Origin of the sequence: Thermogutta sp. (assembly GCF_014359955.1) — a bacterium.
GTDB lineage: Bacteria > Planctomycetota > Planctomycetia > Pirellulales > Thermoguttaceae > Thermogutta.
Genome location: NZ_JACIYL010000455.1, coordinates 1 through 3,645 on the forward strand (window position 1 = coordinate 1; position 3,645 = coordinate 3,645).

The 3,645-nt window shown below is 60.9% G+C and carries 1 protein-coding gene; it reads right to left on the reverse strand.

What is annotated here, in order from left to right; genetic code table 11:
- Window positions 1-588: 588 nt before the first annotated feature.
- Window positions 589-3,645: TolC family protein (locus H5U08_RS12930; protein ID WP_297033731.1), on the reverse strand; the 3,057-nt coding region annotated here is incomplete at its 5' end.

Consider the following 3,645-nt stretch of genomic DNA (forward strand, 5'->3'; position numbering starts at 1 on the left):
GGTGGTGAAGGCTGAAGCCTTCACCGGAAAGCGGCGATAAATCGCCGCACTCCATATGGAGTGCGGGGCTTTAGCCCCGCTTTCGCCGCGGGACTTCAGTCCCCGCCGAAAGGCAATGGAACATCGAATGTTGACAAACGGACCTGACAAGCGGGTCCCTCCGAAAAAGGTGCCTCCGAAAAGCGGACCTGACAAGCAGGCCCCTCCGGAAAAGGTCTTTTCGGGAAGAACGGACCCGACGAGCGGGTCCCTCCGAAGCGGGTCCCGTCGAAAAAGGTCTCTCCGAAGCTCGGAGGGGCACGCTTGTCGTGCCCGGGGAGAGGGAATGGGCCATCGAGCGGTGTTGATCGGACCTGACAAGCGGGTCCCACCGGAAAAGGTCTTTTCGGAAAGAACGGACGTGACAAGCACGTCCCTCCGATGTTGTCGGGGCCATTCGTGAATTGTCCCTACCGGGGCCCGGGTGTCGCGGAGCGCGGCTTTTCGTAACCAGCTTCAAGAGTTGGCCATGCAGCGTCGCGCTGCCGCGTGTTCCGGCTTTCGTGCCCGGTGCGAAGGTGCGGGAGCACGTAATTTTGAAAAGCGAGGTTATCTCAACTTCGCGGGTGACTCATCCTGCACGGTGGCCACCCCCTCTTCTTCCATCTCCAGAAGAGCCTGGAGAGGAGGGAGAAGCTCCTCCGGCAGCTTGTCTTTTCCATCCCCAAACATGGCCTGAATCAACTGGGATTCGTCATGGTTGGGTGCTGAATGAGCCCGGCGATCCTGCACGGACAAAATGCTGGAATCTCCCGGGGGTTGGGCACTGGTGGAGGAAGAGGAAGTGTCGGGAATATTTTGGCGATAAGCGGCCAGCCGTTCCCGAAGCCTCTCCATGGCCGGGGAAAGTTTACCCGACGAAGGGGCGACTTCGTTCGGGGAGGTCGCCATCGGAGTCGATGGACCGGCCGAACCTTGCGGAGCCTGCGCCAGCCGGTCGCTTTCCTGTCGATTTCCCATGGCCGCGCGAAGGGCCGTCAGGCCGCCTTCTTCGCCTTGCAATTGGCGATTTGCGCGTGCCACCTGCTGGGAACTGCCACTTTCACCGGTACTGTTCTGGGGGTTGTGCGTCATGGAGGGAAGCGGCTGGACGCCAGTTTGCGGTTGATTGGCGGGAGCCGCCTCGGGTTGGAAGGGTGAACCCTCGAGGGCGGACTGTCCGCGGATCGGCCCGGGGTCGATCCACTGACCGCGCTCATCCAGTTGCATGGTTCCCATCTGGAAGTCGAGAATCATCCGTTGCACCTCGTAATCCACCCAGGCACCCAGGAAGGCGTTCTCGGCATCCAGCAGAGAGGAGAGCGCCTGGACCAGGTCGCGAGCGGTGTTCACACCGAATTGGGAAGTTTCGCCGGGTCGGGGAGGGGCCCGCAGACGTTCTCGCGCCAGGTCCACCTGGGCGATGGACACCAGCACCGCCGAGCGTCGCAGCTCGAACGTGTTCTGCCCCAGCCGAATGTTCCGCAGCGTATCGCGGAGACTCTGGGCGATCTGGTCCTCGAAGGCCATGTAGTCGCGGCGCGCCCGCTGAAAATTGATGAGCGCTGTCCGATACTGGTTGCGCTCCAGCAAACGCGTGAAGGGGGCATCAAAGCGGAAACCGACTCGCAACTCGCCCGTGTTACTGTTGAAGCCGAAGGGATTATCACCGATCGTCCGCAGGTCGCCACTGAATGTGACGTCCAGGTCACTGCGCAGTCGGTTGGCCGCAATCTGAATCTGCCGCCATTGATCCACCAGCGCAGCCCGGGCATTCATCCAGTCGAGCCGATTTTCCCTGGCAATTTCCAGGGCTTCCTCGGGTGTGATATCGACCGGGGTGAGCATCACACAATCCAATCGTGCCCTCGCCTGCACAAGCGAGAGATCGGAGATCTGGAGGAGAAGTGGTTCCAGAATCTGCAAAGCGACCTGCTCTTTGGGGGCCTTCTTCAGTTGCGCCAGGTTTTCCTGGAGGGAATCGAGTTGCGATTGCAGGGTCTGCATCTGAGCGCGTGCGTCGGCATATTTGCTTTGCAGGGCCGACGCCTCCTCGGCAGTCGCGTGCGCCATCTGCTCGGAGAGCTTGCTCAGGTCGCTTTCGGCTGCTTGAAGCCGGGCCTGGACATCCGCCACCTGCTTTTCCAGTTCTGCGATCCTGGCATTGGCCACCCCATCCGGGTCGTCGATGAATTTCTTGAACTCATCGAGGAGATCCTTCATGGGACGGCGTTCCACGCGCCGTTCTCCCCGCGCAGCCGGCAGTTTTCCTTCCAGGAGTAGCTGGAAGTCTTCATTGATGGCGCGAGCCCGCTCATCGAGATCGGCGATGGCTTTTTCGGCCTGCGTGAGGCCTTCCATTGTCTCCTCACCCGAGACGGGTTTGGAATAGAATTCCCGCAGTCGGGCGCGTCGCTCGGGAAGCAGCTTGTTGAGGCGGTCGATATCTCCCCGCACGATTTCCACCTGCCGGCTCACGCGGTCGTGGATGCTTCGCAGGCGATCAAGCCAATCTGGCGGCTCGGGCGTTGCGGGGTCTCTCAGGGCCCGATTCAGGAGCGTCGCCTCGCGCTGCAAATTGAGCAATTTGGGATCGATGAAATCGAACTGTTCGAGGAGACTGTCGGAGATTTCGACGGGCAAATCCGGGGGCAAACCGAGCGTCAGTTTGAAGCTGTCCAGTTGCGACTGGTAGGCCGTTCGCAGGGAAAGAAGGCGGCTCTGTGCGTTGTACAGGGACTGTAAGGCCAGGTCCACCTGATAGCGGTCGATGCGGTCGGCCTGGTGGGCGGCCAGAAGTTGTTCGTAGCTGTCTTCCAAGCCCAGCACGTTCTGTTCCTGATTGCGGATCTGGACCTGGCTTTGGAGCAGTCCGAGGACACCACCCCGGCCGGGACTCACACCCGGAGAAAGCGACCCGATCGTGAGACCTCCCGGGCTGGGGCCGGTTCCGGGATTCGTCCCGGTGACGATCTGCAAATAAAATCCGCGCTGATAGTGGGCCATCTGGCGGATGTTGGCCAGGAGATTGCGTTCGGCCTGGGTGAGGCTTTCCAAAACGACATGACGTCCTCCGGCACGGAGCAACGGTTGCACGAGGGAGAAATTCAGGATGGAAGCCGACGCATAGCTGTCGCTCCCGGAGTACTGCCACACCAGGGAGTTGGCAAAACCGATGAGCAACTCCGCACCGGTTGCTCCCAGTTTTGTCGCCTGGGCGTCGGTGTCGAGCTGGAGAAGGCTCTGCGGTCCTCCCGCCCGCCGGGGACCGTCGGCGGTGAAAAATGTCGAATGCCCGCCGAAGAACTGCACGTCGAAACGAAAACGTTCCGCCGTGACGTTCAACGCCGAGAGATACAGGTTTTCAAGCTGCCGCTGATATTCCCGAGAATGGACGAGGGCGATATCGACGGCCCTGGCCCGATCGAGCACCACAATCCCGCGCTCATCGCGCGGCAGATACGCCCGCCAGAAAGGGTTTTCCACGTAAAAGGTGTCGCCATTGTCATGCCAGTGGGGCCAGCCCTTCTTTCCATCCACATAGTGCATGAGCTGATGGGAGACCGGATCGTCCGGCGGCATCGGTTCGGCGTCCGGACAGTAGGGATCATAAAATCGGGCCTCGCG